Annotated in this window: 22 protein-coding genes and 1 tRNA gene; 10 read left to right on the top strand and 13 right to left on the bottom strand. The window is 72.0% G+C overall.

Annotation, left to right across the window (positions count from 1 at the left end):
* The first annotated feature begins 145 nt into the window (after positions 1–145).
* On the top strand, positions 146–853 hold the full coding sequence (locus Aru02nite_RS29755) for a hypothetical protein (RefSeq protein ID WP_203663263.1): 708 nt from the start codon (positions 146–148) through the stop codon (positions 851–853).
* Positions 854–948: 95 nt separating this feature from the next.
* Positions 949–2,268, top strand: coding sequence for a protoporphyrinogen/coproporphyrinogen oxidase (locus Aru02nite_RS29760; RefSeq protein WP_203663265.1), 1,320 nt, complete (start codon positions 949–951; stop codon positions 2,266–2,268).
* An 8-nt stretch (positions 2,269–2,276) separates the two neighbouring features.
* Here Aru02nite_RS29760 and Aru02nite_RS29765 read toward each other — a convergent pair whose 3' ends face one another.
* Positions 2,277–2,666 carry a VOC family protein gene (locus Aru02nite_RS29765; protein WP_203663267.1) on the bottom strand — a complete coding sequence of 130 codons (390 nt, stop codon included), beginning with the start codon at positions 2,664–2,666 and terminating at the stop codon, positions 2,277–2,279.
* A 120-nt stretch (positions 2,667–2,786) separates the two neighbouring features.
* Between Aru02nite_RS29765 and Aru02nite_RS29770 the strand changes: the two genes are divergently transcribed.
* The gene (locus tag Aru02nite_RS29770; RefSeq protein WP_203663268.1) at positions 2,787–3,014 is read left to right on the top strand and encodes a hypothetical protein; all 228 of its coding nucleotides are present in this window, start codon (positions 2,787–2,789) and stop codon (positions 3,012–3,014) included.
* A gap of 207 nt (positions 3,015–3,221) precedes the next feature.
* Here Aru02nite_RS29770 and Aru02nite_RS29775 read toward each other — a convergent pair.
* Positions 3,222–3,294 (bottom strand) — tRNA-Thr (locus Aru02nite_RS29775).
* A 213-nt stretch (positions 3,295–3,507) separates the two neighbouring features.
* Here Aru02nite_RS29775 and Aru02nite_RS29780 point away from each other — a divergent pair.
* On the top strand, positions 3,508–4,599 hold the full coding sequence (locus Aru02nite_RS29780) for an ABC transporter ATP-binding protein (protein WP_203663269.1): 1,092 nt from the start codon (positions 3,508–3,510) through the stop codon (positions 4,597–4,599).
* A gap of 210 nt (positions 4,600–4,809) precedes the next feature.
* Here the strand turns inward: Aru02nite_RS29780 and Aru02nite_RS29785 are convergent, their stop codons facing one another.
* From Aru02nite_RS29785 to cysS, 3 genes are all read right to left on the bottom strand, one after another.
* A complete protein-coding gene (locus Aru02nite_RS29785) occupies positions 4,810–7,512 on the bottom strand; it encodes an Hsp70 family protein (RefSeq protein WP_203663270.1) in 2,703 nt (900 codons plus the stop codon).
* 406 nt (positions 7,513–7,918) lie between these two features.
* A complete protein-coding gene (gene rlmB, locus Aru02nite_RS29790) occupies positions 7,919–8,974 on the bottom strand; it encodes a 23S rRNA (guanosine(2251)-2'-O)-methyltransferase RlmB (RefSeq protein ID WP_203663271.1) in 1,056 nt (351 codons plus the stop codon).
* Positions 8,974–10,398, bottom strand: a complete 1,425-nt coding sequence (cysS, locus tag Aru02nite_RS29795) for a cysteine--tRNA ligase (RefSeq protein WP_203663272.1) — start codon at positions 10,396–10,398, stop codon at positions 8,974–8,976. Before cysS ends, rlmB begins: the two co-directional genes overlap by 1 nt.
* Before the next feature lie 100 nt (positions 10,399–10,498).
* Here cysS and Aru02nite_RS29800 point away from each other — a divergent pair, with 100 nt between their 5' ends.
* On the top strand, positions 10,499–11,140 hold the full coding sequence (locus Aru02nite_RS29800; protein ID WP_203663273.1) for a helix-turn-helix domain-containing protein: 642 nt from the start codon (positions 10,499–10,501) through the stop codon (positions 11,138–11,140).
* 34 nt (positions 11,141–11,174) lie between these two features.
* Here Aru02nite_RS29800 and Aru02nite_RS29805 read toward each other — a convergent pair whose 3' ends face one another.
* The gene (locus Aru02nite_RS29805; protein WP_275408747.1) at positions 11,175–12,563 is read right to left on the bottom strand and encodes a class II fumarate hydratase; all 1,389 of its coding nucleotides are present in this window, start codon (positions 12,561–12,563) and stop codon (positions 11,175–11,177) included.
* Positions 12,564–12,726: 163 nt separating this feature from the next.
* The gene (locus tag Aru02nite_RS29810) at positions 12,727–13,194 is read right to left on the bottom strand and encodes an Lrp/AsnC family transcriptional regulator (protein ID WP_203663275.1); all 468 of its coding nucleotides are present in this window, start codon (positions 13,192–13,194) and stop codon (positions 12,727–12,729) included.
* 338 nt (positions 13,195–13,532) lie between these two features.
* Here Aru02nite_RS29810 and Aru02nite_RS29815 point away from each other — a divergent pair, with 338 nt between their 5' ends.
* Positions 13,533–13,745 carry a BldC family transcriptional regulator gene (locus Aru02nite_RS29815; protein WP_373325008.1) on the top strand — a complete coding sequence of 71 codons (213 nt, stop codon included), beginning with the start codon at positions 13,533–13,535 and terminating at the stop codon, positions 13,743–13,745.
* Positions 13,746–13,806: 61 nt separating this feature from the next.
* Here the strand turns inward: Aru02nite_RS29815 and Aru02nite_RS29820 are convergent, their stop codons facing one another.
* The 4 genes from Aru02nite_RS29820 to Aru02nite_RS29835 form a co-directional block, all read right to left on the bottom strand.
* Complete coding sequence (locus Aru02nite_RS29820) at positions 13,807–14,490, bottom strand: UbiX family flavin prenyltransferase (RefSeq protein ID WP_203663333.1); 684 nt, start codon at positions 14,488–14,490, stop codon at positions 13,807–13,809.
* A 217-nt stretch (positions 14,491–14,707) separates the two neighbouring features.
* Positions 14,708–14,887, bottom strand: coding sequence for a hypothetical protein (locus Aru02nite_RS29825; protein WP_203663279.1), 180 nt, complete (start codon positions 14,885–14,887; stop codon positions 14,708–14,710).
* A 257-nt stretch (positions 14,888–15,144) separates the two neighbouring features.
* On the bottom strand, positions 15,145–16,050 hold the full coding sequence (mqnP, locus tag Aru02nite_RS29830; protein WP_203663281.1) for a menaquinone biosynthesis prenyltransferase MqnP: 906 nt from the start codon (positions 16,048–16,050) through the stop codon (positions 15,145–15,147).
* The gene (locus Aru02nite_RS29835) at positions 16,029–17,486 is read right to left on the bottom strand and encodes a menaquinone biosynthesis decarboxylase (RefSeq protein WP_203663282.1); all 1,458 of its coding nucleotides are present in this window, start codon (positions 17,484–17,486) and stop codon (positions 16,029–16,031) included. Before Aru02nite_RS29835 ends, mqnP begins: the two co-directional genes overlap by 22 nt.
* A gap of 183 nt (positions 17,487–17,669) precedes the next feature.
* On the opposite strand from Aru02nite_RS29835, the gene Aru02nite_RS29840 reads away from it, so the two are divergent.
* Together Aru02nite_RS29840 and Aru02nite_RS29845 are read left to right on the top strand one after the other, a co-directional pair.
* The gene (locus Aru02nite_RS29840) at positions 17,670–18,401 is read left to right on the top strand and encodes a TMEM175 family protein (RefSeq protein ID WP_203663283.1); all 732 of its coding nucleotides are present in this window, start codon (positions 17,670–17,672) and stop codon (positions 18,399–18,401) included.
* A gap of 103 nt (positions 18,402–18,504) precedes the next feature.
* Positions 18,505–19,368, top strand: coding sequence for a hypothetical protein (locus tag Aru02nite_RS29845; protein ID WP_203663284.1), 864 nt, complete (start codon positions 18,505–18,507; stop codon positions 19,366–19,368).
* Positions 19,369–19,376: 8 nt separating this feature from the next.
* Here Aru02nite_RS29845 and Aru02nite_RS29850 read toward each other — a convergent pair whose 3' ends face one another.
* Entirely contained in the window at positions 19,377–20,444 is a 1,068-nt protein-coding gene (locus tag Aru02nite_RS29850; protein WP_239077032.1) for a UDP-N-acetylmuramate dehydrogenase, read from the bottom strand.
* A gap of 57 nt (positions 20,445–20,501) precedes the next feature.
* Between Aru02nite_RS29850 and Aru02nite_RS29855 the strand changes: the two genes are divergently transcribed.
* Together Aru02nite_RS29855 and Aru02nite_RS29860 are read left to right on the top strand one after the other, a co-directional pair.
* A complete protein-coding gene (locus Aru02nite_RS29855; RefSeq protein ID WP_203663285.1) occupies positions 20,502–21,257 on the top strand; it encodes a maleylpyruvate isomerase N-terminal domain-containing protein in 756 nt (251 codons plus the stop codon).
* Between the two features lie 70 nt (positions 21,258–21,327).
* Positions 21,328–22,083, top strand: coding sequence for a maleylpyruvate isomerase family mycothiol-dependent enzyme (locus tag Aru02nite_RS29860; protein WP_203663286.1), 756 nt, complete (start codon positions 21,328–21,330; stop codon positions 22,081–22,083).
* Here Aru02nite_RS29860 and Aru02nite_RS29865 read toward each other — a convergent pair whose 3' ends face one another.
* A complete protein-coding gene (locus Aru02nite_RS29865; protein ID WP_203663288.1) occupies positions 22,084–22,596 on the bottom strand; it encodes an O-acetyl-ADP-ribose deacetylase in 513 nt (170 codons plus the stop codon). It abuts the gene before it with no gap.

The raw sequence follows: 22,596 nt of genomic DNA on the forward strand, positions 1-22,596 counted from the left end.
GTACTCCCGCGCGCCGTCGCCGGTGCGCCCGCTCCCGCGCGGGCGTACCGACGGCTGTCGCGGGTGGACGGTCGGGGCCGCCGGAGCCGACCGGTCTCGCGCGGGCCCGGCCCGGTCATTCCGTGAACCTTCGGGAAGGAGCAGCGTGAGCGCAGGTTCGCTCAGCGATCGGGACGTACACGCCCTGGTGAGCGCCCTCGGACGGGGCGAGCAGCCCAGGATCGCCGTCGTCTCGGCACACGCCGAGGTCCCCGCCGGCACCAAGGCCACCCTCGTCGGGTACGAGCCGGACACCGACTCGCCGTTCACCGTGCGGCTCGCCGACGGCAGCGAGGTGGCCGCGCCCGCCACCGTGCTCGCCGTGGTACCGCGCGGCCGCGCCGAGATCATCGCCCGTACCGCGAGCGGCGAGGACACCACCGGCCCGGACTCGCCGGCCCCCGCCGACACCGCGCCGGCCGACCCCGCTCCGACCGGTACGGCACCGACCGGGGCCGACGGGTCCGGGGCCGACCCCGCCCCGGCGAAGCGGGCGAAAGCGGCGAAGGCCGCGCCGAAGAAGCCGGCCAAGGGCGGCGGCGAGGTGGTGATCACCGTGACCGTGGCCGGCGACGGCGCCACCGTCGAGGCCACCCACGGCACCCGCAAGCTGGTCAAGGGAGCGGCGCTGCCGGTCGGCGCCGGCCACGCGCTGGCCCAGCTCGTCAACCTGGAACCGGTGACCGCGGCGGTCGAGGCGGTCATCGCCGAACACCGCACCGCCAAGGAGGCCGAGGCCGAGCAGCTCCGCTCCCGCCTCGCCGAGCTGGAACGCGAGCTCGCCGAGTACCAGGACATCGACGCGCCGGCCTGATCCACGAGTCCCGGGGTACCGATCGTGTGGTGCCCCGGGACACGCCGCCGGTGCTCGGGGCGTAACCGGTGTGTCGGTTGGGCATGATGGTGGCCATGGCGGTCCCTCGGCGAGTCGTGGTGGTGGGCGCGGGCCCGGCCGGGTTGACCGCGGCGCGCGCGTTGACTACGGCCGGCGCCGGCGTCACGGTGCTGGAGCGCGACGCGGCGCCCGGCGGCCGGTCCGGTGTCGACGAACTGCGCGTCGGCGACGAGGTGTGGCGTTTCGACCGCGGCGCCGAGTTCGTCGCCTCCTTCTACAAGGCCACTCGATACCTGGCGCGCCAGGTCGGCCTCGGCCGCAACGACCTGGTACGGCTGCCCGTCGACAGCCGCGTCGTCATCGACGGCCAGCGGTACGAGCTGCCCGCCACGGTCCGCGCCCTGATGCGTACGCCGCTGCTGTCCACGCGCAGCAAGCGGCACCTGATGACCCTCGGTACCCGGCTCGCCACCCACGCGCCGGACTGGCGACGGCTCGACGCCGCCGCCGACCTCGACGACACCGACGCAGCGGCGTACTTCACGGACACCGTCGGGCGGGACTACGCGGAGCGGATCCTGCCGGTCACCATGGACGCGCTGATGCTGTCGCCGGCCGCGCGGACCTCCCGGGTGCTGGGAATGGCCCAGTTCGCCGCCGCGCCCGGCGCCACGCTGCACTGCCCGCGCGGCGGCATCGCCACCCTGTGGGACGCGGTCGCCGGAGCCCTCGACGTCCGGTACGACACGACCGTGGTGGCGGTCCGCCCCGACGGCGACGGCGTACGGGTCGAGACCGCGGACGGCGACACGCTCGCCGCCGACGCGGTCCTCATCGCCGGGCCGCCCGCCCTCGCCGCCGCGCTACTCCCCGACAAGCACCCCGACCGGGAACTCGCCGAGGACGCCCGCAGCTCACCCGCCGTCGCGTTGCACCTGGCGCTCGCCGACGCGGCACCGCTCCGGCGGCCCACCGCACCCGCCGGTCCCGGCCGGCACCCGCTGGCCGGCGTCGAACCGCTGGAACTGCGCGGCACCGGTCAGGTACCGGACGGGCGCGGCGGCCTCACCGTCTGCGCCGCCCCGCACCTCGGCGCCGAACTGCTCGACGAGCCGGACCGGGCGGTACGCACGATGCTGCTCGCCGAGGCGGAGCGGCTGCTCGGCGAGCCGCTCGGCGACATCCTCGGCTGGTCCGTCGTACGGCACGCGGAAGGTGTCCCGCTGTTCACCGTCGGCTGGCTGCGCCGGCTGCGCGCCCGCGCCGCCGCGCTGCCCGGGCGTACCGACGAGGACGCCAGGATCCAGCCGATCGGTGACTGGCTCGGCTCGCCCAGCCTGGAAGGCGCCGTACGCACCGCGTTGCGCGCCAGCGCCCTCCTGCTCCGCCGCTGACCCGCGGCTCAGTCGGCCGGGGTGCCGTGGTGCACGGCCTCCACGTTGTGCCCGTCGGGATCCCGCAGGAACACCGCGTAGTAACCCGGGTGGTACTCCGGGAACTCGCGCGGCGCGTGCAGCACCTCGACGCCGGCGGCGACGGCCGCGGCGTGCACCGCGTCGACGGCCGCCCGGTCCGGCGCCCGGAACGCCACGTGCAGCTCCCGGTCGTCCGGCCGGCGGGCCGGCGACAGCCAGAACTGCGGCGTCCCGTCCGCCCCGGCGAGCCCCACCACGAACGAGTCGCCCACCGGGAACCGGACCGCCTCCGTGATCCCCAGCGGCCCGAACGTCGAGACATAGAACGAGGTGGACGCCTCGACGTCCGCCACCTGTACACCCACGTGATCGAGCATGACCGGGACGGTAGCCCGTGGGTACGACGGTCCGCACGGGTTCGGCGAGCCGCGCGAAACATCCGGTACCGGCACGAACACGGCGTACCCGGGCGGGCGCGCGCGGGCTACGCTCCCGCCATGTCCGCGTTCTCCGTCGTCGTCGCGATCGTGAGCACCGTCGTGTCGCTCGCCGTGCTCGTCCTCGTCGTGATCACCTGCGTGTCCGTCATCCGGCTCTCCGTGCACATCCGCTCCGGCGGCCGGCGCTACGCGATCGACAGCGCCGGATCCGGCGGGTACGACGAGGACGACGACGGCTACCGCCCGGCCCGCTACCGCCCGCGCCGCCCCTCCACCAACCTCTGACCGGCGCGCAGGAGTACCGGAAAGGCTTGCGGGGCAAGGGGAAGCGGTGCCTGGAGGGGGCCCGGCAAAACCGCGTGGTCCCGGCCGATCCGTCTCCGCGGGCGCGGCGGACACGGTCGGGCCGGTCGGAGCCGGGTTGCTGCCAACCCCGCTGCCACGCCCCGAAGAGTTGATCATCAACCGAGCGTTTCCGCAGGTAGAGCACGGAGCCGGCGGCGGGACTCGAACCCGCAACCTACCGCTTACAAGGCGGTTGCGCTGCCAGTTGCGCCACGCCGGCGTACGACCCGGACGACGCGTACGCGCCGGACGAGCCGCCTGGAATGGTACGCGGTCGGCGGGGCGTCACGGGCAGGGCACCGGGCGTGCGAGCCCTGTTCATCCGGCTGGCCAGCGGCTATGTTGGCGGCAGCGCACCCGCCGAGGGCGGGTCGTGCTCGTCTTTCACTCGGATCGTCCGGCACGTACCTGCCGGTGAAAGGACGCCATCACCATGGCAACTGTCACCTACGACGCCGCTTCCCGGATCTACCCGGGTTCGACCAAGCCGGCCGTCGACGCACTCAACCTGGACATCGAGGACGGGGAGTTCCTGGTCCTCGTCGGTCCGTCCGGCTGCGGAAAGTCCACCTCGCTGCGGATGCTCGCGGGCCTGGAGGACGTGGACCGCGGCGCCATCCTGATCGACGGCAAGGACGTGTCGAACCTTCCCCCCAAGGCGCGCGACATCGCCATGGTGTTCCAGAACTACGCGCTCTACCCGCACATGACCGTCTTCGACAACATGGCGTTCGCGCTGAAGCTGCGGAAGACGCCGAAGTCGGAGATCGAGCGCCGGGTCAAGGAGGCGGCCGCGCTGCTGAACCTCCAGGAGTACCTGGACCGCAAGCCGAAGGCGCTGTCCGGCGGTCAGCGTCAGCGTGTCGCCATGGGCCGCGCGATCGTGCGTGAGCCGCAGGTCTTCCTCATGGACGAGCCGCTGTCCAACCTGGACGCCAAGCTCCGTGTGCAGACCCGTTCGCAGATCGCCGCGCTGCAGGCCCGCCTCGGCACCACCACGGTGTACGTGACGCACGACCAGACGGAGGCCCTGACCATGGGTCACCGCGTCGCCGTACTGAAGGACGGTCTGCTCCAGCAGGTCGACACCCCGCGCAACATGTACGACAAGCCCGCGAACGTGTTCGTGGCCGGCTTCATCGGTTCGCCGGCGATGAACATCAAGACCGTGAAGCTCGGCGACAACGGCGCCGTGCTCGGTGGGCTGGCCGTGCCGCTGACCCGCGAGGCGGTGGCGAAGGCCGGCGAGGGCGCCGACGGCAAGGTCACGGTCGGCTTCCGGCCGGAGGACGTGCAGCTCGTGGGCGAGGGCGACGGCGGCCTGTCGATGACCGTGGACCTGGTCGAGGAGCTCGGCTCCGACGCGTACGTCTACGGCCGCGCCGACCTGGACGGTGCCGAGGAGCAGTTCGTCATCCGTACGGACGGGCGGCACACCCCGAACATGGGTGACACCGTCTACCTCAAGCCGCAGAGCACCCCGCACATCTTCAACGCCGCGACCGGCGAGCGCATCGACGGCTGACGGCCCGGGGCACCGCCCCGGCCACGTACGACGAGAGGGCACCGGCTTGCGGCCGGTGCCCTTTCGCTGTTCCTACTCGTTTTTCGCAGGTGCCTCGGCGCGCGCGGACGGCGACCGTACGAACCTCGACACCAACGGGAAGTGCCTGGGCGTCTCCCATTCTGCGACCGGTCCGACCGTTACGGGGCCCGTTCCGGCAAGGTTGCCGCCCTACTTCCGAAACTGCCAGAACTCGTACCCGCCGTCACCGGGGCAGGCCATGTACCGGTCGTTCCACTGGCAGCGGGTCAGGTCCGCGCTGACCTTGTTGAGCGACTTGTTGCTCCCCGACCGGACACCGCCGCCGCTGAGCGTCCAGTCCTGGCTGGTCGCCGAGCCGCCGGTGACCACACCGTTGGCCGTGAGTACGGTCGCGTCGTCGACCCGCGCCGCCTCGCCGCTGAAGTCCACGGCGACCTTGTCGAAGTCGTCGTCGTACACGGTGAGGTCCGGGTTGCTGTCGACGACGGTGTTGACGACGAGCCGGTCCCCCACCGGTACGACACTGTCCAGGCCCGGCAGCGGCAGCGTCTTCACCGGCTTGTTGGCGCCGCTCGCGGCCAGCTTCAGTACGACGAGGCGGTCGGTCTTGGCCTCCGCGCCGCTGTCGGCACTGTCCGACGGCACGTGGTCCTTGACGCAGACCAGCGACTCGTCCTCGCCGCACGGGACCATCCAGTCGACCTTCCGGTTCGACGCCTCGCGGAAGCTCCACCGCGAGTTGCCCATCGCGTCCAGCCCGTACGCCCGGATGGTGTAGCCGGCGCCGCCCGTCGCGTCGATCATCGTGCCGTTGATGACCGTCTGCTGGCTGGCGTCGGTACTCATGCCGTCGCCCGTCTCGACCGTGGCCGGGTCGCCCACCACGGCACCGGTCGCCGGGTCGATCACGCGCGCCACGCCCTTGTCGTTGACCACGACGACCTTGCGGTCCACGTCCGCCCGCTCGAACGGCGACACCTGGCCGTACGGCGCGGCGTTGGCCATGTCCTCCGGGCGGCTCTCCACGTGGACGTCGCCGTACGCCTTCTTGGGGCCCCAGCGGCGCTTGCCGGTCTTCAGGTCGAGCCCGGTGACGGTGCCGTCCTGGTCGCTGTGCAGGACCACGCCCGCCTTCGACAGCACCTGGTACGAGTCGTCGTCGCTCGTCGCCGTGTCGGTCCAGGTCTTCCCCGTCTCCGGACTGACCACCACGTACTTGCCGGGCGTGTCACCGTCCGACTGGTACTCCAGCTCGATGCCGCCGGGGTGCGCGATCGCCCACTCCTTCCAGGTGGCACCGGCGGAGTCGACCGTGGCCAGCGTCCGCGCGCCGGAGACCTTGCCGTCCAACGCGACCGACCGCACCGTCGCCTTGCCGTCGCCGTCGATGTCCGTCAGGTACGCGGTGCCGTCCACGATGCTCACGTACGCGTTGCTCGGGCTGTCCGACGCGTACTTCACCGTGCCGACCGAACGCAGCGCGTCGAACGGCCGCTCCGAGTACTTCGGCCAGAAGGTCGCGAAGCCGGCCACGACCAGCAGCACGACGGCCGCGGCGACCGCCGGGATCAGCACGACCTTCTGCCGGTACCAGCGGCGCACCGGCGGCGGCGCGAACTCCGGCATCGCCCCCGGGTACGGCCCCTGCGGCGGGTACGGTCCCGGCGGCGGGCCACCCGGCGACGTCGGCACCGCGGACACCGGACTCGACTGCCCCGGCAGCGCGCTGACCGGGATCGCACCCGTTGCCGCCGCCATCTCGTACGGCGAGCCCGGCACCGGCACCGCCTCCGTACGGTTCGGGTCGACCGCCGGTACCAGCTCGGCCAGCACTCCCTCCGCCACCGGCAGCTCCGGCTGCTCCAGTACGGTCGGGGCGATGCCGAGCTGGGCGTGCAGCATCCGCGCCACCATCGGTACCCGGCTCGAACCGCCGACCAGGAACAGCCCGGCCAGCTGATCCGGCCGCAGGCCCACCTGCCCGATCGTCGCCTCCGTCGCCGCGACCGCCCGGGACAGCAGCGGACCGGTCAGCCGCTCCAACTCCTCCCGCGTCAGATGCACCGCCTGGTCGACGCCCGGCACCGGCACCGGCGCGGTCGTCGTCCGCGACAGCATCTCCTTCGCGCCGCGCACGTCCTCCCAGAACAGCCGCCGGTACCGCCGGTCGGCCGTCGACGCCGGCCGCGACAGGTGCTGCCAGATCTGCGGGTGCTGGCGGCCGATCAGCTCACCGACGTGCGTCACCAGCGCCGCGTCCAGATCCAGCCCGCCGAGCCGCTCGTCACCGCCCGCGCCGACCACCGAGTATCCGTCGCCGTCGTTGCGGACCACCGCCACGTCGAGCGTGCCGCCGCCGAAGTCGAACACCGCCAGCGACGACCCCACCGGTACCGGACGCCGCATCACCTGCGCGAAGTAGCGCGCCGCGGCGATCGGCTCCGGTACCAGCCGCACCGGTGGCCACCCGGCCTGCCGTACCGCCTCGGTCAGGACGCCGCGCCGGGTCGGCCCCCACGCCGCCGGATGCGTGATCGCCGCCGGCGGCAGGAACCCGACGCTCTCCACCGCCTTCGCCGCGATCTCCCGCAACAGCGCGGCGAGCAGCTGCACCACCGGTACTTCACGGTCACCGAGCAGTACGGACGGCTCGTCCACGCGCCGCTTCGGGTTCGGCTCGCACCGCGCCGGATCCAGCTGCGCCATCCGCTGCGCGTCCCGCCCCACGTGCAGGCGCCCCGCGTCGTCCAGGAACACCGTCGACGGCATGATCGGCTGCCCGCCGAACAACAACGGCCGCGTACGCCCGTCCGGCGACCGCACCACCGCCACCGTGTTCGACGTGCCCAGGTCGACACCGAGCGCGTACCCCTGCTGGTGCGGCGTGCTCACGGCGCTTCCCTCCGTACTCCGCGACTGCGTTGGCCCGTCCGATCGTACGAACGGATCCCAACCACCGCCGCCCGCGCCATCCGCACCCGTCACCGCGGCCCGACCCGCCACGGCCAGCACCCACCGACTCGCGCCCAGTACCAGATTGGTTGGCACAACCCCGAACCCGCTGCACTCGTGCCGACCGGGCGAAGCGAAGCGAGCCCGCAACTCAGGTGCCGGCTGGCAAAGCGAAGCGAGCCAGCACGAGGTATCAGATTGTGGGGTCGAACAGGTTCCACGGCCGGGACGCGAGCGAGCCGGGATCCAGATGTTCGCCGGCAAGGCGGAGCGGAGCCCGTGTGCGGACGCACTCGGGCTTCGCGACAACGCCGCCGGCGGGCATCTGGGCCCGGCGCAGCGCCACCTACGAACCGCGGCGGCGGGAGATTTCGGCCAGGGCGACGGCGGTGGCGACGGACGCGTTGAGCGATTCGATCGCGGTGGCGATCGGGATGGCGACGCGCATGTCGCAGGTTTCGCCGACGAGGCGGGACAGGCCGCGGCCTTCGGAGCCGACGACGAGGACGACGGGGTCGACGGCGGCTTCGAGTTCGTACAGCGGGATCTCGCCGTCGGCGTCGAGGCCGATGGCGAGGAAGCCGGCGTCCTGGCACTGTTTGATCGCCCGGGTCATGTTGGTGATCTGGGCGACGGGGAGCCGGGCGGCGGCGCCGGCGGACGTACGCCAGGCGGTGGCGGTCATGCCGGCGGAACGCCGGGACGGCAGGAACACGCCCTGCGCGCCGAACGCGGCGGCGGACCGCACGATGGCGCCGAGGTTGCGCGGGTCGGTGACCCCGTCGAGCGCGACGAGCAGCGGCGCGGGCGATTCGGTGGACGCGGCGATCAGGTCCTCGAACGGCTCGTACTCGTACGGCGGGACCTGGACGCCGATGCCCTGGTGCAGCACGCCGCCGGTGAGCCGGTCGAGTTCGGCGCGGCTCACCTCCATGATGGCGATGCCCCGGTCCCCGGCCGTACGCACGGCTTCGATGGTGCGTTCGTCCAGCTCGATGCCCTGCGCCACGTACAGCGCGGTGACGGGGATGTGCGCGCGCAGCGCCTCGACGACGGGGTTACGGCCGACGAGCAGTTCGGGTGCGTCCTTCGCGGCGGCGGACCGGCGGCCGGGTGCGACGCGCGGCCCGGACCGGCCGCTCGCGGCGGGCTTGCGCTGGCCGGCCTTGGGCGCGTGGCCCTCGGCCGCGGCCTTGCGCCGCTCCTTCTCCTGCTTCCACGCCGTACGCTTCGGCAGCTCCTCGCCCTCGCCGGGGCTGAACTTCTTGTGCCACGGCCGCTCGTCCGCGGGCAGCGTCCGGCCGCGGCCGGCGAGGGACTGCTTGCCCTTGCCGCCGGAGCCGACGGAGCGGTCCTTCTTCGAGGACGTGCGCCGATTGCGTCGTTGCGAGTTGCCGGGCATCAGGAGCTACCGTCCGTCGTGTCGTCCGCGAGTGTCCACCGTGGACCGTGCGGGGTGTCCTCGATCAGTACGCCGGCCTGTTTGAGCTGGTCGCGCACCGCGTCGGCGGTGGACCAGTCGCGGCCGGCGCGGGCCTGTTCGCGCCGCTCCAGGGCGTGCGCGACCAGTTTGTCCACAGTGGACCGAAGGTCGTCGCTGGCCGCCTCCCGCCACAGCGTGGACAGCGGGTCCAGGCCGAGCAACCCGAGCATCCCGCGTACGCCGGCCAGCGCGCCCGCCACCGCCGTCCGGTCACCGGACGCCAGCGCGGCGTTGCCGTCCCGTACGACCTCGTGCAGGGCGGCGAACGCGCGCGGCGTGTTCAGGTCGTCGTCCATGGCGGTCACGAAGTCGGCGCACACCGGGCCCGGGTCGACCACCCCGACCTGCTCCACGGCGCGCTGCACGAACCCCTCCACCCGCCGGTACGCCGCGGCCGACTCCTCCAACGCCTCGTACGAGAAGTCGATGACGGAGCGGTAGTGCGGGGCGGCCAGGTAGTAGCGCAGCTCGGCGGGGCGGATGCCGTGCGCGGCCAGCTCGGGCAGGCCGACCACGTTGCCGATCGACTTGCTCATCTTCTCGCCGGCCATGTTGAGCGGACCGTTGTGCACCCAGAAGCGCGCGAAGCCGAACCCGGCGGCCTTCGACTGGGCCACCTCGTTCTCGTGGTGCGGGAACTGGATGTCCCGGCCACCGCCGTGGATGTCGAACTCCTCGCCCAGGTACCGCCAGGTCATGGCCGAGCACTCGATGTGCCAGCCGGGCCGGCCGCGCCCCCACGGGGACGGCCAGTACGCGTCCTGCGGCTCGGTCGGCTTGACGCCCTTCCACAGCGCGAAGTCGAGCGGGTTGCGCTTGTCCGGCGCGGGTGGCTCGGACGACTGGCGGCGCATCTCGTCGGGCTTCTGCCCGGACAGCGCGCCGTACTCCGGCCACGAGGAGACGTCGAAGTAGACCTCGCCGGCGTCCGTCACGTACGCGTGGCCGCGGTCGATGAGGCGCTGGATCAGCTCGTGCATCTCCGGGATGTGCCCGGTGGCGCGCGGCTCGTAGGTCGGCAGCTCGACCCCGACCGCGTCGTACGCGTCGTCGAGGAGCCGCTCGTTCCGGTACGCGATCGACCAGTACGGAACGCCCTCGTCGAGGGCACGCTTCAGCACCTTGTCGTCGATGTCCGTGATGTTACGAATGAACCGGACGGCCAGCCCCCGGTACTCCAGCCACCGGCGCAGCACGTCGTAGTTGACGCCGGACCGGAGGTGGCCGATGTGCGGTGGGCTCTGCACGGTGACACCACACAGGTAGATCCCGGCCTTGCCGGGTTCCCGCGGGACGAAGTCCCGCACCGAGCGGGTCGCGGTGTCGTAAAGCTGCAGGCTCACCCTGAAAGCGTAACGGCACGTGCGCGCGCTGCCTGCCCTGCCCTGTGGACAACGCCGCGGGAAGCGACGCCGGCCTGTGGACAACCGGTAAGGTCCCGCTGTGGACAAGCCCGCGGAGACGGCGCAGACCCTCGACCGGGGGCTGCGGCTGCTGTCGCTCGTCGCCGAGCACCCGGAGGGCGTGTCGGTGTCCAGCGCCGCCGAGTACCTCGGGGTCGGCCGTACCGTCGTCTACCGGCTGGCCGCCACCCTCGCCGCGCACGGCCTGCTCCGCCGCGAACCCGGCGGCCCGCTCCGCCTCGGCATCGGCGTACTCGCGCTCGCCCGGCACGCGCAGCCGCTGCTCGCCGGCGCCGCCCTGCCCGTACTCCGGCTGCTGGCCGACGACCTGGGTGCCACCGCGCACCTGACCGTGGAGGACGCCGGGGAGGCGCTGGCGCTGCTCGTGGTCGAGCCGTCCTGGACGACGCTGCACGTCGCGTACCGGACGGGCTCACGGCATCCGCTGGACGCCGCGGCCGGCGGGCTCGCCATCCTCGCCGGCCGCCGCGGCGAACGCGGCTGGACCACGTCCGCCGGCGGCTTCCAGTCCGGCGCGTACGGCGTGGCCGCTCCCGTACTCGACATCGACGGGCTCACCGCCAGCGTCGGCGTGGTCACCCTCGGCCCGCTGGACGAGAACACCGCCGGCCCCCGCGTACGACGGGCCGCGGACGACCTGGCCGCCGCGCTCGCCCCGTGAGGGCGGCGCGCACCGGCACGCCGCCCGCCACCAGCTACGGGTGCGTCATCGACAGGACGTCGAGTACCTGGTCGAGCTGCTCCTCGGTGAGCTTCCCGGACGCCACGTGCCCCCGCTCGATCACGACCTGCCGGATCGTCTTGCGCTCCTTGAGGGCCTGCTTCGCGATCGCCGCCCCCTCCTCGTACCCGATGTAGCGGTTGAGCGGGGTGACGATCGACGGCGACGACTCCGCGTACTCCCGGCACCGGTCGACGTTCGCCGTGATGCCGGCGACGCAGCGGTCGGCGAGCAGGCGCGACACGTTCGACAGCAGCCGGACGGACTCCAGGATGTTGACGGCGATGACCGGAAGCATGACGTTCAGCTCGAAGTCGCCGAGCGTCCCGCCGAACGCGACGGTCGCGTCGTTGCCGATCACCTGGGCGACGACCTGGCGTACGGCCTCGGGGAGGACCGGGTTCACCTTGCCCGGCATGATCGACGAGCCGGGCTGGAGGTCCGGCAGCGCGATCTCGCCGAGACCCGCGCGCGGGCCCGAGCCCATCCAGCGCAGATCGTTCACGATCTTGTACAACCCGGCCGCGATCGTACGCAGCTGGCCGGACGTCTCGATCAGGCCGTCCCGCGCGCCCTGCGCCTCGAAGTGGTCGCGCGCCTCGGTCAGCGGCAGCCCGGTCGCGGCCGCCAGCTCCTCGATCACCCGCGCCGAGAACCCGGCCGGCGTGTTGATCCCCGTACCGACCGCGGTGCCGCCCAGCGGCAGCTCCGCCAGCCGCGGCAGCGACGCGTTCAGCCGCTCCACCCCGTACCGCACCTGCGCCGCGTACCCGGCGAACTCCTGGCCCAGGGTCACCGGCGTGGCGTCCATCAGGTGCGTCCGGCCCGACTTCACGACCTCGGCGAACTCCTTCGCCTTGGCCTCCAGCGTCGTCGCCAGGTGCTCCAGCGCCGGTACGAGGTCGCCGGTGACGGCGGCGGTCGCGGCGACGTGGATCGACGACGGGAACACGTCGTTCGACGACTGCGACGCGTTCACGTGGTCGTTCGGGTGTACGGGCCTGCCCAGGCGCTCGGTGGCGAGCGTGGCGAGTACCTCGTTGGTGTTCATGTTGGACGAGGTGCCGGAGCCGGTCTGGAACACGTCGATCGGGAACTCGGCGTCCCACCGGCCGTCGACGACCTCGGCCGCGGCAGACCGGATCGCCTCGGCCACGTCGGCGTCGACCACGCCCAGCTCGGCGTTGACCGTCGCGGCGGCGGCCTTGATCTGCGCCAACGCCGCGATGTGCGCGTGCTCCAAGGTACGGCCGGAGATCGGGAAGTTCTCCACCGCGCGCTGGGTCTGCGCCCGCCACTTCGCCCGGGCCGGCACCCGGACCTCGCCCATCGTGTCGTGCTCGATCCTGTACTCGTCACTCACGGCCGGCCTCCACTCCGCTGCGGCCAGCCGCGGGGCACGAGGACCCTGTGTCCCCGAACCGCTGCACTCCGCTGCGCTGCATTCCGCTCATGCCGCCATCTTCCCGCGCGTGGGAATCGCCCGGACGCCGCCCCCTGCGTACCCACGGCACGAACGGAAACGGTCAGTCCTCGGACTCCGGCGGCTCCCGCAACGGCTGCGGCCGGTTCTCCCACTTCGTCGACAGCGCGATCGTCGAGTGCGTACGCGCGATGCCGGGCACCCGGTTGAGTCGCCCGATCAGCGCCTCCAACTCGGCGATGGTGCCCACCCGTACCTTGCAGAGAAAGGACTCCTGGCCGGCCAGGAAATAGCAGGACTCGACCTCGGGAAGTTCGGAGAGCGCGGCGGCGATGTCGTCGGCCTCGCTCGAATCCGTCTGCACGATCCCGACGAGTGCGGTGACGCCGAGCCCGACGCGGTCCGCGTCCACCGCCGTCCGGTACCCGAGGATCACGCCGGTGGACTCCAGCTTCGACACCCGGTCGTGCACGGCCGGCGGCGACAGCCCGATCTGCCTGCCCAGCTCCGCGTACGTGAGGCGGGCGTTGGTCCGCAGCAGGTCGAGGATCTGCCGGTCGATCTTGTCCACCGCGACAGTTTAGAGGTGCAGAGAGTACGGCGTCGGATGGCGAGGGCTCGTCCGGTCGAGTGGGTGATGAGTTGCCGTTCGCCGCTCTGAGGACACCTGACCTGTCACGATAGGCAACGGGCGGTCGGTTCGGTGTTGTAACCCGGTAGCGGATACCGACCGGCAAAAATCCCAACATCCGCCCACGTCAACAGCTCGGAGTGACAATATTCCTACAGACTGTCTAAGAAGTGTGCGTCGCCACAACACCCCATCGGGTGTCGTTCCGTTCATTTCCGGGACGCCGGAGGACGTCGGTGCTGTAATGGGTTCAGGGGAGTATGTACAAAGGGGGGGTCGTGGAAAGTTCCGATCGGCTGCTCACACCGGGTGAGGTGGCCTCGCTGTTCCGGGTTGACCCGAAGACCGTGACACGGTGGGCTGCCGCCGGGCGCATCGGAAGCATCCGTACGCCTGGTGGTCACCGCCGGTTCCGCGAGTCTGAGGTCCGTGCGCTGCTCAGCGGCGACGAGGCCGGGTTCGCCGAGGAAAGCCAGCCAACGTCACGCTAGGCCGGCAGCAACATCACAGACAGGAATCCGGCGGGCAGGCCGGACGCGGCACCGGGGTGTTTCACTCCGGGTCCGACGAGCCCGCCGGATTCCCGTTGTCCGGGTACGTCGCGTCCGCGTCGAGGCGCGCGGCGCCGAGCGTGCCCGACCACCGCTGGTAGAGGGTGTGCGGGACGTCCATCGCGTCCAGTACCCGACCGGCGACGAAGTCCACCAGCTGCTGCACGTCCCGCGCCCCGGCGTAGAACGCCGGACTGGCCGGCAGTACGGTCGCGCCCGCGTCGTGCAGGGCGAGCAGGTGTACCAGGTGGCTCCGTGACACCGGCGTCTCCCGCGGGACGACGACGACCGGCCGGTGCTCCTTCAGGTTGACGTCCGCGGCGCGCTGGAGCAGGTCCTTCGACAGGCCGAGCGCGATCCCCGCACACGCCGCCGTACTCGCCGGCACCACCACCATGCCCCGCGCCGGGTACGAGCCGGAGCTGGGTCCGGCGGCCAGGTCCGAGGCCGGCCAGTACGCGACGTCGGCGGTGGCGAGCTCGCGGCCGAGGAAACCGGACAGGTCGTCCTTCCAGCGGGCATCACGGACGGCGAGGCCGGTCTCGTCGAGGATCGTCAGCCGGGCCGCCCGGGACACCACCAGGTCGACCGGCAGGCCCGCGTCGAGCAGCGCGGTCACCACGGCCCGCGCGTACGGCGTGCCGGAGGCGCCGGAGATCCCGACGATCCACGGCCGTCGCGCCACCCGTTCCACCGCCTGCACGCCTTCACTCTGCCGCACCGACCACCCCGCCGTACGCGGGCCCGGCGTACGCGTGGCCGCGGACACGAAGCGGGCACGGCAAGGCCCGGCGCGCGGGATGCGCACCGGGCCTGGTCGGTTCCGGTCCTTCGGCGACCGTACGGCCGGGGCGTGTCAGGTTCGGTCGAGCGAGCCGGCCGGCAACCTGTGACGACACGCCCTAGGGTTCCACCGTCAGGAACTCGTCGGTGTCGGTCCACCCGTCCACCGGGCCGTCACTGGCGCCATGCCCGCCGGCATGGTCTGCGACATGGTTCTCGTGGTCCTCGTCGGCGGGACGGCGGGGTGCCGGGGGCGTCGTTGCCGCGTCCAGCTCCCGCCAACTCGTTGATCTGGTCATGAGCACCTCCCTACCCCCAAGGCCGCCGGGCGCCGGGGTGAGTCCGGCGCCGTCAACGGGAAACGGGGGCAGACTTCCAGGATCGCGGAATGTGAATCTACCGTCCACCGTCCGTACGGCCGACCGCGCTCCGCGAGAATGAGGCCGCCACCACAGCCCTGACTCCGACCAGTGAAACCGAGCCACGAGTCGCCCCGGTTGTCGCCGGGTACGTTTCCGGTACCGAGCGGGTTTCGGGCCGGTTGCGCGCCGACCGGTCAGGGGCGAAGTCCTTGCAGGACAACGAGATCCGCCACGGCGAAGACGAACAGGACGATGCCGACGACACCGTTCGCGGTGAAGAAGGCGCGGTTCATCCGGGACAGGTCGGTCGGCCGTACGATCACGTGCTCGTACGCCAGCACCACCGCGGTGACGGCGAGCCCGACCCACCAGATCACCCCGAATCCGGCCAGTACACCGAACCACGCGTACAGCGCGAGGGTCGCGACATGGGTGACGACGGAGGCGCGCAGGGCGTTGGCCACGCCGAACCGGACCGGCACGCTGCGTACGCCGATGCGACGGTCCACGTCGACGTCCTGGCAGGCGTACATGAGGTCGAAGCCGCCGATCCAGGTGCCGACCGCGAGCCCGAGCGCGAACGCCGTCCACGACCAGTGCCCGGTGACGCCGATCCACGCGCCGATCGGCGCGATCGCCTGCGCCAGGCCGAGAAACACCTGCGGGAAGTCGGTGAAGCGCTTCGCGTACGAGTAGATGATCAGGAAGAACAGCGCGATCGGCGACAGCACCAGGCACAGCCAGTTCAGCAGGGCGGCGCTGGCGAAGAACACCACCAACGACACCCCGAGCCCCGTGTACGCGGTGCGCAACGACAGCGCGCCGGTGACCAGCTCGCGCTGCGCGGTACGCGGGTTCTGCGCGTCGATGTGCCGGTCGATGATGCGGTTGGCGGCCATCGCGACCGTACGCGCGGACACCATCGCCACGGTGATCACCAGCAGCGTCAGCCACTGTACGTGCGGCGTCATCGCCGTCAGCGCCGCGATGTACGCGAAGGGCAGCGCGAAGACCGAGTGCTCGATCATCACCAGCCGCAGGAACGACCGGACCTTGCCGTGGCTCTCCGCGGTCGCCGTCACAGGCCGTACTCCGACCATCGTTTGTCCACTGTGGACACTGTCGCCGGGTCCATCGTCATCATCTCCGGCCACTCCCGCGTGTAGCCCTCGCTCGGCAGCTTCCGCGTCGCGTCCACGCCCAGCTTCCCCCCGAAGAACTGGTGGTACGACGAGTGATCGAGGTGGTCGACCGGCCCCTCCGACACCACGATGTCGTGCAGGTAGTCCACGTTCCCGAACGCGCGGAACGACACCTCGCGCAGGTCGTGCACGTCGCAGTCGGCGTCCACCACGACCACCAGCTTCGTCAACGACAACAGGTGCGCGCCCCACACCGCGTGCATCACCTTCTGCGCCTGCTTCGGGTACCGCTTGTCGATGGACACGATCAGGCAGTTGTGGAAGACGCCCGGCTCCGGCATGTTCATGTCGACGATGTCCGGAATGAGGATCTTGATCAGCGGCAGGAAGATCCGCTCGGTCGCCTTGCCCAGGCCGAAGTCCTCCTGCGGCGGCTTCGACGTCACGATCGACTGGTACACCGGGTTCCGTTGCGTCGTCATGCATTCCACGTGCAGTACCGGGAAGGGCTCGACCGGGGTGTAGAAGCCGGTGTGGTCGCCGAACGGACCCTCCGGGGCGCGCTCCCCCGGCTCGATCCAGCCCTCCAGCACCACCTGCGCGTTCGCCGGTACCTGGAGCGGCACGGTCCGGCAGTCGACCATCTCGACGCGCTCACCCCGCAGGAACCCCGCGAACAGGTACTCGTCGATGTCGCCCGGCAGCGGTGCGGACGCCGCGTACGACACGGCGGGGTCGCAGCCGAACGCGACGGCGACCGGCAGCCGCTGGCCGAGCCGTTCGGCGACGGCGTGGTGCGCGGTGGAGTCCTTGTGGATCTGCCAGTGCATGCCGAGCGTGTTGCGCGAGTGCTGCTGCAACCGGTACAGGCCGAGGTTGCGTTTGCCCGTCTCGGGATGCTTCGTGTGGGTGAGCCCGAAGTTGTGGTAGATGCCGCCGTCGCCGGGCCACACCTGGAGCCCGGGCAGCCGACCCAGGTCCACGTCGTCGCCGGAGTACACGACCTCCTGGCAGGGGGCCGCCTTGACGTGCTTCGGCGGTACGGCCTTGAGCTGGGCCAGCTTGCCGAACGCCTCGCGCAGGCCGCCGAACCCGACCGGCAGTTCGAGCTTCACCAGTTCGGCGATCCGGGCGCCGATCTCGTCCACGTCCCGTACGCCGAGGGCGAGGGACGTGCGCCGCCGCGTACCGAAGAGGTTCATGAGGATCGGCATGTCGCCGCGGGTCGGGCGCTCGAACAGCAGGGCCGGGCCGCCCGCCCGGACGACCCGCTGGGTGATCTCGCTGATCTCCAGCGTCGGGTCGACCGGCACCCGCACCCGCTTCAGCTCGCCGGCCTTCTCCAGCCGGCGCAGGAAGTCGGGCAGATCCTTGTACGGGTAGCCATGAGCCATGCGTCAAGTCTCGCAAGCCCCGCCGGCGACCCGACGGCGGCCGTCCCGCGACCGGGGTCACCGCCCCCGGGCGCCGGTTTGGCAGACTTCTCGCGCCGCCCCGGCGCCGGACCCCGCACCGCCTCGACGGCGGGCCGCCGGGCCAGGTACGCCACGATCCCCTCACCGACCGTCAGGACCCCGATGGACAACGATCCGAACACCCCCGAGACTCCCGCCGAACTCGCCGCGCGCGTACGCGAGGAGGAGCGCCTCACCCGGGTCGAGGTCGAGTTCGCCGCCGCGGAGCGGTTGACGTTCTTCTCCGACGCGGTGGTCGCGATCGCGATCACGCTGCTCGCCATCGAACTGCCGGTCCCGCACGGCAACACCGTCGCGCAGCTGCTGCACGGCATGCACGAGGACCTGATGGAGTACATCGCGTTCTTCATCAGCTTCACCGTGATCGGCATGCACTGGGTGGGCCACCACACCGTCTTCCGCTGGCTGCGCCGGCTGGACGGGCGGCTCCGCCAGTTCAACCTGCTCTGGCTGCTGACGATCGTGCTCACGCCGTTCGCCACGAAGCTGCTGATGGAGGACAGCGAGCACGGCTTCCCCCTCCAGTTCGGGGTGTACGCGGCGGTCCAGGCGGTGTCCGGCGTGCTGTTCGTCCTGATGGCGCGGGAGATGGCGAAGTACAAGCTGCTGCGGGACGGCGCGCCGGCCACGCTGATCTCCAACTCGTACCTGCGGTCCGGCGTGATGGCGTCGGCGTTCGCGGTGTCGATCCCGATCGCGTTCGTCAGCCACGAGTTCTCGTACGCGGTGTGGATCCTCATGCCGGCCGTCATGCGGCTGGCGAAGGTACTGCGGGACCGCCGGCAGGCCACGGCGGACGCGTCGTCACCTCACCCGCAGGACGACGTTAAGTAGTCACGTAAACACGTGACGTCGCGTACGGGTGGTCGGGCGGTCGCGTGCCGCCCGCGGCGCGTACCAGCGGCACACCGGCGACCACCTGCCGGAGGTACATCGGATGGCGCCGCGTACGGCCGCCCTGTTCACCCTGCCGCTGCTCGGCCTCGGCTGGCTCGTCGGCGCGCACCCGACCGCGCCGGCGCTGCCCGACTGCCCCGCGCACGCCGCCCGCCCCGACCGCGCGCCCGAGTCCGGCCCGCCGACCGGCCCCCACCCCGGGAACGCCTGCCGCGCCGTCCCCACCGAGGTACGCGACGGCGCGCCCAGTACGCCCGCGGTGTCGCCGCCGACCGAGGACGCCACCGGGTACCGGCACCTCGGCGCCATGACCGACGGCACGTACTCCGCGGTCACCGGCGGCCTGACCGTCCGCGACCCCGGCGTACGGCAGGGCACGCACGACTTCCTCGCCACCCGGTTCATGGCACGCGGCGACGTGTCCGGGAGTACCAGGTGGTTGGAGGCGGGGTGGTCGGAGAACGGGTGGAAGGACGGCGCCCAGCACGTCTACACGTACGACACGACCACGATGACGTGGTCCTGGTACGGCCAGTACGAAATCCACGACGGGGACCGGATCCACCTGGCGCTCGGTTCCGGCGCGACCGGCCGCGACGGCACCACGTGGCGCGCCTGGCTGTGGTGGGGCGACCGGTGGAACCTGCTCGCCGCGCCGACCCTGCCGTTCGGCCCCCGCACCCAGATCGAGCAGTACGTCGAGGTCTACGTGGACCCGGCGCGCGGCGGCAGCTACCCGGTGCCGGCGGTCGACGTGGACGACGTGACCGTGCAGCCGCGGCCCGGCGACGGCTTCACCCCGTGGCGCGACCCCGCCGTCCCCACCACCACGTCCCCGCCCTACTACGGGTACTGCGTCGACTGGCGTATCCGGTGGTCCGACTGGTCGGCGCGCAGCTGCTGAGCCGGCGGTCAGAACTCGACGCCGACCAGTATCGGCTCGGGGTGCAGGACCACGTCGAACGTCTTCGCCACGCCGTCCCGGATCTCCCGGGCCAGGTCCAGCAGCTCCGCGGTGGTGCCGTGGTCGGAGTTCGTCAGCGCGAGCGTGTGCTTCGACGAGATCGCCACCCGGCCCCGCCGGTACCCCTTGGTGAAGCCGGCGCGCTCGATCAGCCACGCCGCCGGCACCTTGCGGTCGTCCCCCGCCGGCCACGACGGCACCGGTACGTCCGGGCCGAGCAGGTCGGCGCACCGCGTCACGAGCCCCTCGTACGCCGCGGCGGACAGCACCGGGTTGGTGAAGAACGAGCCGACGCTCCGGGTGTCCGGATCGTCGGCGTCGAGCACCATGCCTTTGCCGCGCCGCAGATCCAGCACGGCGTCCCGGACGAGCGGCAGCGGCGCCCGGTCACCGGTGTCGACGCCCAACGTCCGGGCCAGTTCGGCGTACCGGACGGGCATCGAGTCGCCGCCCTCGTACAGCACGAAGCTGACGGACAGCACCACCCACCGGTCCACCCCCTTGAACCGGCTCGTCCGGTACGCGAAGCCGCACTCGTCGGCCCGCAGTGACCGCGTCTCGCCGCTCTCCCGGTCGTACGCGGTGACCTCGACGATGGTCTGCGCGACCTCCTGGCCGTACGCCCCGACGTTCTGGATGGGGGTGGCGCCGGCCGAGCCGGGAATGCCGGACAGCGCCTCGATACCGGCCCAGCCCTGGGCGACGGCCGCCTCGACCACCGTGTCCCACGACATCCCCGCCGGTACGGTCAGGGCCACCCGGCCGTCGCCGCCGCGGCCGAACCGCAGGCCCTCGCCGCCGGCCCGGAGCAGCAGTACCCGGCCGGCGAAGCCGGCGTCGGCGACCACCACGTTCGACCCGCCGGCCAGGATGAGCAGCGGCTCCCCGGCCTCGTCGGCGCTTCGTACCGTTTCGACGATCTCTTCGGCATTGGTGACCTCCGTCACCCTGGCCGCGGGACCGCCCAGGCCGAGCGTTGTGTAGTCACCCAGAAACTCTTGACTGACGTCGCGCACCCGGCAAGCCTAGGCTCAATGGTGACGGGCCATCCCGACGGATGGGGGGTGACCGCGATGAGCAGGGGTTCCGCCCGACCGGGCAAGGAATTCTGGCTGGCCGCGCTGCGGCACGACGGGGTCCTGCTCGGCCACTCGGCCGTCGCGGACGCGCTGGAGGTCCCACTCCCCGACCGCCCCGGCGTACGGGTCGCGGACCTCCTCGGCACGCTCGGCTCCGAGTACCGGTGGGTCTGTGGTCACCTGACCCGGGGCACCACCAGCCGACCCGAACGCGCCCTCCCCGAACCGCCCGAGGGACTCGACGTACTCGACTGGTGGCTCGACGCGTACCGGACGCTGCTGGCGACGTTGGACCGCGTCGACGCCGACCTGCCCGCCTGGAACTGGGCGCCGCAGCCGCGCAAGGCCATCTTCTGGCACCGGCGGATGGCGCACCTGACGGCGCTCGACCGCTGGGACGTCCAGCTCGCCACCGGTACGCCGGAGCCGCTGGAGGCCAAGACCGCCTCCGACGGCGTCACCGAACTCTTCGACACGCTGCTCGCCGCCGGTCGCGGCACGCACACCCACGACCCGACCGGCGTCGTCCGACTCATCGCCACCGACACCGGGTACGAGTGGCTCGTACGGCTGCGCGACCCCGGCATCACGTTGCTCGACATGAGCGGCCACAACCCGCCGAAGGTGCAGGCCGTCGCCGCCGGTACGGCCAGCGACCTGCTGCTCGCGCTCACCGGACGGATCGGCTTCGACCTCGTCACCACGGCCGGGGACGGTCGGCTGCTGACCCAGCTCATGCCGGAGTCGTGACCCGCTTGTCGCGTACCGTGGCGGATCTGCTATCCCTGGTGTCTCGTCGACTCGGTACGGGAGGCATGCGATGACGCTCACGGGAGCCCGGCCGGACAAGGCGTTCTGGCTCACCGCGGTACGGCAGGAGGGTGCCGGGCTGCGCGCGGCCGCCACCACCGAGACGTTCGACGCGAAGGTACCGAGCTGTCCCGGCTGGACGGTCGCCACCCTGCTCCGGCACACCGGCACCGGGCTCCGCTGGCTCGCCGCGCACATCGGCCGCGGCGTCGTCAGCGAACCCGCCGACGAACAGACCGAGGGGCTGCCCGACGGCGACGCCCTGCTGCCCTGGTGGGACGCCAGCCTGACGCAGGCCGTCGACGCGCTCGACCGCACCGACCCCGCCCTCCCCGCCTGGAACTGGGCGCCCCGCGCCAAGGTCGCCGGATTCTGGCACCGGCGGTACGCGCACGAGCTGGCCATGCACCGGTGGGACGCGCAGGTGTCCGTCGGCCTGCCCGAGCCGGTCGAGACCGCACTCGCCGTCGACGGGGTCACCGAGGTCCTCGACACCTGGCTGCCCGCGAACGGTACGCGCGCCGAGCGCGACGGCGTCGTCCAGCTCATCGCCGACGACACCGAGGACAGCTGGATCATCCGCGTGCGCGGTACGGCGATCTCCCTGCTGGACACCGCGACCCTGCTGCCCGAGGACCGTCCGGTACACGTACAGGCCAGCGGGTCGGCGTCCGACCTCGTCCTCGCCCTGTACGGCCGGGTTCCGTTCGACGTGCTCGACGTCGCCGGTGACGAGTCGCTGCTGGACGCCCTCCGCGTCGGCTGATCAGAGGTCGGCGAGGACCCGCTCGGCGTACGGCAGGGTGCCGGGGTCGAACAGGACCAGCCGGGACATGTCCACTGTGGACGGTGTGGCGCGCAGGGTGCCGAGGGCGCGGCGGATCGCGTCCTCCACCGGCCAGCCGTACACGCCGGCGGAGACGAGCGGGAACGCCACCGTCGCCGCACCCAGCTCGTCCGCCACCCGCAACGCGTTGCGGTAGCAGTCGTGCAGCAACCCGGCGCGGTCCTCGGTCCCGGAGTACACGGGGCCGACGGTGTGGATCACCCAGCGGGCCGGCAGCCGACCGGCGGTGGTGGCGACGGCCTGCCCGGTCGGCAACCCCCGCCCGTACTTCGCGGCGCGCAGCGCGCGGCACTCGGCGAGGATCTCCGGCCCGCCGCGGCGGTGGATCGCACCGTCGACCCCGCCGCCGCCCAGCAGCGACGAGTTCGCCGCGTTGACGATCGCGTCGACCCGCTGCTCGGTGACGTCGCCGTGGACCACCTCGATGCGCAC

Source organism: Actinocatenispora rupis (genome assembly GCF_016861975.1).
GTDB classification, from domain to species: domain Bacteria; phylum Actinomycetota; class Actinomycetes; order Mycobacteriales; family Micromonosporaceae; genus Actinocatenispora; species Actinocatenispora rupis.